The sequence below is a fragment of the Hydrogenophaga sp. genome, assembly GCF_018780075.1.
Lineage (GTDB): Bacteria > Pseudomonadota > Gammaproteobacteria > Burkholderiales > Burkholderiaceae_C > Hydrogenophaga.
This window is the reverse complement of the sequence record NZ_JADMKB010000120.1, coordinates 1-5,765: the sequence shown is the minus strand read 5'-3', so window position 1 is coordinate 5,765 and position 5,765 is coordinate 1. Positions and strand designations below refer to the sequence as shown.

The 5,765-nt window shown below is 64.1% G+C and carries 10 protein-coding genes; 5 read left to right on the top strand and 5 right to left on the bottom strand.

Annotated elements, in window-relative coordinates:
* The 4 genes from rplP to IV088_RS19770 all read left to right on the top strand — a co-directional run.
* Positions 1-299, top strand: a 299-nt coding sequence (gene rplP, locus IV088_RS19785) for a 50S ribosomal protein L16 (RefSeq protein WP_291105595.1), incomplete at its 5' end; no start/stop codon positions are given.
* A 15-nt stretch (positions 300-314) separates the two neighbouring features.
* On the top strand, positions 315-518 hold the full coding sequence (rpmC, locus tag IV088_RS19780; protein WP_077334609.1) for a 50S ribosomal protein L29: 204 nt from the start codon (positions 315-317) through the stop codon (positions 516-518).
* 11 nt (positions 519-529) lie between these two features.
* Complete coding sequence (gene rpsQ / locus IV088_RS19775; RefSeq protein WP_077334611.1) at positions 530-799, top strand: 30S ribosomal protein S17; 270 nt, start codon at positions 530-532, stop codon at positions 797-799.
* A 129-nt stretch (positions 800-928) separates the two neighbouring features.
* On the top strand, positions 929-1,441 hold the full coding sequence (locus IV088_RS19770; RefSeq protein ID WP_291105594.1) for a peroxiredoxin: 513 nt from the start codon (positions 929-931) through the stop codon (positions 1,439-1,441).
* 77 nt (positions 1,442-1,518) lie between these two features.
* Here IV088_RS19770 and IV088_RS19765 read toward each other — a convergent pair whose 3' ends face one another.
* Positions 1,519-2,019, bottom strand: coding sequence for a GNAT family N-acetyltransferase (locus IV088_RS19765; RefSeq protein ID WP_291105593.1), 501 nt, complete (start codon positions 2,017-2,019; stop codon positions 1,519-1,521).
* A gap of 60 nt (positions 2,020-2,079) precedes the next feature.
* A complete protein-coding gene (locus IV088_RS19760; RefSeq protein ID WP_291105592.1) occupies positions 2,080-2,751 on the bottom strand; it encodes a cytochrome b/b6 domain-containing protein in 672 nt (223 codons plus the stop codon).
* A 149-nt stretch (positions 2,752-2,900) separates the two neighbouring features.
* On the opposite strand from IV088_RS19760, the gene IV088_RS19755 reads away from it, so the two are divergent.
* Positions 2,901-3,356, top strand: a complete 456-nt coding sequence (locus tag IV088_RS19755) for a cytochrome c (RefSeq protein ID WP_291105591.1) — start codon at positions 2,901-2,903, stop codon at positions 3,354-3,356.
* Positions 3,357-3,428: 72 nt separating this feature from the next.
* Here IV088_RS19755 and IV088_RS19750 read toward each other — a convergent pair whose 3' ends face one another.
* The 3 genes from IV088_RS19750 to IV088_RS19740 all read right to left on the bottom strand — a co-directional run bounded on the left by IV088_RS19750 (position 3,429) and on the right by IV088_RS19740 (position 5,743).
* Entirely contained in the window at positions 3,429-3,944 is a 516-nt protein-coding gene (locus tag IV088_RS19750; protein WP_291105590.1) for a TlpA disulfide reductase family protein, read from the bottom strand.
* A gap of 81 nt (positions 3,945-4,025) precedes the next feature.
* On the bottom strand, positions 4,026-4,436 hold the full coding sequence (locus IV088_RS19745; protein ID WP_291105589.1) for a hypothetical protein: 411 nt from the start codon (positions 4,434-4,436) through the stop codon (positions 4,026-4,028).
* 41 nt (positions 4,437-4,477) lie between these two features.
* Positions 4,478-5,743: a CaiB/BaiF CoA-transferase family protein gene (locus IV088_RS19740; protein ID WP_291105588.1), complete on the bottom strand. Its 1,266-nt coding sequence runs from the start codon at positions 5,741-5,743 to the stop codon at positions 4,478-4,480.
* Positions 5,744-5,765 lie beyond the last annotated feature (22 nt).

Below are 5,765 nucleotides of genomic sequence, written 5' to 3'. Positions count from 1 at the left end.
GCCGTCTGACGGCCCGCCAGATCGAAGCCGCACGCCGTGCGATTTCCCGTCACGTGAAGCGTGGCGGCCGCATCTGGATCCGCGTGTTCCCGGACAAGCCGATTTCCCAGAAACCTGCCGAAGTCCGTATGGGCAACGGCAAGGGTTCGGTGGAGTACTACGTGGCTGAAATTCAGCCCGGCAAGGTGCTGTACGAGATCGTGGGTGTGACCGAAGAGTTGGCTCGTGAAGCCTTCACCCTGGCCGCCGCCAAACTTCCCCTGCGCACCACGTTCGTGACGCGCATGTTGGGTCAGTGATTCAGGAGAACATAGATGAAAACTGCTGAACTGCGCCAAAAGGATGTGGCCGGCCTCGAAGCCGAAGTGAAGTCTCTGCAGAAGGCCCATTTCGGTCTTCGCATGCAGAAAGCCACGCAACAACTCAACAACAACGCCACGTTGGGCGACACCCGTCGTTCCATCGCCCGTGCCAAGACGATTCTGGCCGAGAAGCAGCGCGCTGCTGCGGCCAAATAAGGAGCGAACCCATGACGGAAGCTAAAACATCCCTCAAGCGCACCTTGATCGGCAAGGTCGTGAGCGACAAGCGCACCAAGACCGTGACGGTTCTGGTGGAGCGTCGCGTCAAGCACGAGCTCTACGACAAGATCGTTGCGAAGTCTAGCAAGTACCACGCCCATGACGAAAAGGGCGAGTACAAGATGGGTGACGTGATCGAAATCTCCGAGAGCCGTCCGCTGTCGAAGACGAAAAACTGGGTGGCCACCCGCCTGGTGCAAAAAGCCGAGCTGGTGTAAGCCTGTTCCGGCTGCTTGCAGCGGGGATCTGAAAAGCGACCGACAATCCGGTCGCTTTTTTCTTTTCCGGCCCCGGTTTTCAAGGGGCGCACGACAACGGCCTGCGGGCCATCACATGAGGAGCAGCACATGATCCAGGTAGGTGACAAGATTCCGGCGGCCACGCTGATGGAGTACATCGAGGTGGAGGGCAACGGATGCAGCATTGGCCCAAACCCTGTGGATACCGTCAAGGCCAGCGCCGGCAAGACCATTGCGGTGTTCGCACTGCCGGGCGCGTTCACCCCCACCTGCTCGGCCAAACACGTGCCGGGTTTTGTGGAGGAGCACGCCGCGTTCAAGTCCGCGGGCGTGGACGAGATCTGGTGCCTGAGCGTGAACGATGCGTTCGTGATGGGTGCTTGGGCACGCGATCAGCAGACCGGCGACAAGGTGCGCATGCTGGGTGACGGTGATGCCACGTTTGCCAAGGCCATGGGCCTGACCCTGGACCTGACAGGCAAGGGGCTGGGCTTGCGCAGCAACCGCTACTCCATGTTGATCAAGGATGGCGTGGTCAAGACCCTCAACGTCGAAGGTCCGGGCAAGTTCGAAGTGAGCGATGCCGCGACGTTGCTCGCTCAGGCCAAAGCCGGCGTCTGATTCGCTGCCTGTCAGTGAAAAGGGCGGGGTGTCTCAGACACCCCGCCCTTTTTTCATGACCACGCGCGCTCCGCTATCTACAGGTCCAGCTTGAGGTAGTGCGCGCCTGGAATGGGGTTGTGGTAATAAGGCTCGGTTTCGACGAAACCCACTTCCTGATACAGCGCTCGGGCGGACTCCATGTCGCTCAGGGTGTCCAGCAACATGGTGGTGAAGCCGGCCCGCTGGGCCAGCTCGATGATGGCCTCAACGAGCTGGCGGCCCAGGCCCAGGCCCCGAAAGCCCTGGCGCACAAAAAGACGCTTCATCTCGCAGGCGTTCAGGTGGTCGCTGTTGAGCAAGGGTCGGAACGCGCAGCAACCGGCCGGCTGACCATCGACGGTGGCCAGCAGCAGCGCACCAGACGGCTCCACGTAGGCGCCGGGCAGTTCGTTCAGTTCCTGTTCAAAACCCTGGAAGCACAGGTCGATGCCCAGATCGGCCTGGTAGTCCTGAAACAGGTGGCGAATGGCGAGCAATTGCTCGGGCGTCTGGGCCGGGGTCAGGGACAACGCGGTGGCGTGTTGGGGGGAGGACATGGGGGCGCCAAGAAGGTCAAGAGGCGCACTATACGACAGGTCCTCGGCATCGAAAACTGTTCATCCGTTCAAGTGGCCCAGGCTGACCAGTCCGTACACGGCCGCCGCGCAGAGCCCGAACACCACCAAGGCGACGATGCGGGAACCGGCCGTGTCACGGGCGCTGGGCACAGGGACGACGACGGTCTTGTCGCCGCTCACCATGGGGCCCACCAGGTTGTCTTTCTTCACCACCTTGTAGAAGGCGATGGCCAGCAGGTGCAGCACCACCAGGCCGATCACGATGAACTTGCCAACGTTCTTGTGGTAACTGCTGGCTTGGCTGATGGTCTCCCCCGACACGAAGCGCACCAGCGGCCCCGTGTAGGCAATCTCGTCGTCGGCGATCAGACCCGTGCCGACCTGCGCCAGCAGGATGCACAGCAGGGCCAGCACGGACAGCATGCCCAGCGGGCTGTGCCCGACCCGGTGCTCGGGTCTGCCATCGCCTCGCAGGTAGGCCAGCACCGTGGCCGGTCCGTAAATGAAACTGCTGAAACGGGACCAACGCCCCCCGACGAAGCCCCAGACCAGGCGGAACAGCAGCAGGCTCAACACCGTGTAGCCCAGCCGGAGGTGCCAGTTCATCCAGTTGCCGCCCACGTTGGCGGTGACGACCAAACCGATGACGCAGCCCACCAGGGCCCAGTGGAAAAGCCGGGTGGGCAGGTCCCAGACGCGAACGGTGTGCATGTGCGGATCCCGGAAAGTGGTTGAAGGATCGGTAGACAAGATACACGGACTTCGGTTCCTGCGGAACTTGTTCACACACCATCCACTCACGCCCGGGTAGCTCCCGCGGCTACCTTGTCCGAAAACCCACTTTCTGCTCAGGAGTCTCTATGAAATTGCTTGCATCGCTCACGCTGGCCGCTGTCGTGTCCACGCTGGCACTGCCGGTCATGGCGCAGTTCCAGAAACCCGAAGACGCCATCAAGTACCGCAAGTCTGTGATGACGGTTCAAGCGGCACACTTCGGTCGCATTGGAGCGATGGTCAATGGCAGGGTGCCGTACGACGCGAAGGTCGTCGCCGACAACGCAGCCATCGTTGAAACAATGAGCAAGCTGCCATGGAGTGCCTTTGGCCCTGGCACCGACAAGGGTGAAACACGAGCGCTGCCGGCCATCTGGACCGAGCAGGCCAAGTTCAAGGAAGGCGCCGACAAGATGCAAAGCGAGGTCGCCAAACTATCTGCTGCCTCCAAGACCGGCAATCTGGACGCCGTCAAGACTGCGTTTGGTGCCATCGGCCAGAGCTGCAAAGCCTGCCACGACGATTTTCAGCAAAAGCAATGATGCCTGTGGGGCTGCGCCCAGAACAACAAAGGCAACCTGCGGGTCGCCTTTGTTGTTTGAAGTGATGGGTGCTCAGCTCTTGGCCAACAATTCTTCGATCAGGCTGTGCAGCGCGGTGAAGTCGGGTTCGCCGACGAAGCGCTTGACGATCCGCCCCTGCTTGTCCAGCAGGTAGGTGGTGGGCGTGAGCTTCACGTCGCCCCAGCTTTTGGCGATGTCCCCGGTGTTGTCGAGCGCCACCTTGAAAGGCAGCTGGCGGGTCTGCGCGTAGTTGAGCACCCAGGCGGGCTGGTCGTAGCTCATGGCCACCGCCACCGTCTCAAAGCCCTTGTCCTGGTACTTCTTGTAGGTGGACACCAGCGACGGCATTTCCTTGACGCAGGTCACGCAGGTGGTGGCCCAGAAATTCACCAGCGTCACCTTGCCCTTGAGCTGCGCGGTCGTGGTGGTGGTGCCGTCCAGCAACACAAAGTTGGAGGCCGGGGCCTCATCGCTGGCGGCGCATCCGCCCAGACCCAGCATCCCGGCGCCCGCCAGGGCGAGCAAGACGGTGAGGGTTCGGCGACGGAGGGAAGAATCGGGTGTCATGGCACGTTGTGGAAAGGGGCACACGGGACGTGTGATCACCCGATTGTCCGGGAGTTCAGCATTTGACGCGAATATCCCTCGTCAACGGAGCCGCTGGCGGGCCTCCTGAAGGCGCGCGTCCAGGTACTCGCCGTAAAAATCGGCCACCGCCACGCCCACCAGCCGTTCGGCCAGCTCCTGGCCTTGCGGTCCCAGAAACAGCACCGTGGGCGCAAAGCGGGCCTTCCACACGCGGGCCTGCTCAGCGGGCGTGGTGTTTTCACCTTGGAAACCTTGCAGGTTGCTGGTGCGGTCGCGGGTGTCGATCTGCACCGCCTGCACCTGGCCGGCGCGCCGCATGGGCAGCAGGTGGTGGTTGCGCACCAGATCGCAGTAGGGGCAACCGGCCAGCGTGGTCATCACCACCAGCGGTTCGCCCAGCGCGGCGGCGGCCTGGGCGGCGCCGCGCAGCGACGCCGGGGTGGGCAGGGCGGCTGGTGTGGGTGCGTTCATGGAACCTCGTCGTGTTGAATATCAGCGATGACTGATAAAGATCAGACGATACCGCGACCGCGAAGTTCCGCCAAGCGGGTTTCGGTGGTGCCCAGCCAGTCGGCGAGCACCGTGGCGGTGTGCTCGCCCAGCAGGGGCGGCGGCAGGTCGCTGCGCACGGGTGTGGCGCTGAGCTTGAGCGGGCTGGCCACCAGATCCACCCGGTCGGACAATGGGTGCGGCCAGGTCTGCACCATCTGACGCGCCTGCACCTGCGGGTCGGCAAACACCTCGGCCAGGTTGTTGATCGGGCCGCCGGGCACCTTGGCGGCTTCGAGCGCGGCGAGCCAGTCGGCCTTGCTCCGGGTCTTCATGACGCTTTCCAGCAGGGGCACCAGCACGGCCCGGTGGCGCACGCGGTTCTGGTTGCGGGCAAAGCGTTCGTCGGTGGCCAGCGCCGGGCAGCCCGCCACTTCGCAGAACTTGGCGAACTGGCTGTCGTTGCCCACGGCCAGGATGACGTGTTGCGCCTGGCCCTGTGCGTCGGGCGCCACCTCGAACACCTGGTAGGGCACGATGTTGACGTGGGCGTTGCCCGCGCGCCCCGGCACCTGGCCGTCTTTCCGCCCGCGCACCAGGTAGTTGGCGCCCAGGTTGGCGAGCATGGCGACCTGCGTGTCGAGCAGGGCCATGTCGATGTGCTGACCCTCGCCGGTGCGCTCGGCGTGGCGCAGCGCGGCCTGGATGGCGACCGTGGCGTAGAGCCCGGTGAACAGGTCGGCCACCGCCACGCCCACCTTCTGCGGGCCGCCGCCGGGCAGATCGTCGCGCTCGCCGGTCACGCTCATCAGCCCGCCCATGCCCTGGATCGCGTAGTCGTAACCCGCGCGGTCCTTGTACGGCCCGGTCTGGCCGAAGCCGGTGATCGAGCAGTAGACCAGCTTCGGGTTGATGGCGTGCAGCGATGCGAAGTCGAGTCCGTAGCGCGCCATGTCGCCGACCTTGTAGTTCTCCACGAACACATCGGCCTTGGCCGCGAGTTCGCGGATCAGCGCCTGACCTTCGGGTTGCGCGATGTCGCAGGTGATGGAGCGCTTGTTGCGGTTGGCGCCGAGGTAGTAGGCGGCCTCGGCGGTGTCGGCGCCGTCCCGGCCTTGCAGGAACGGCGGGCCCCAGCCGCGGGTGTCGTCGCCGCCGGGGTGGGTGGGCCCGGGCGGGCGCTCCACTTTCACCACGTCGGCGCCCAGATCGGCCAGCGTCTGCGTGCACCAGGGGCCGGCGAGCACACGGGACAAATCGAGTATGCGGATACCATCCAGAGCGTTCATCGGGCCATTGTGCCCGCCGCGG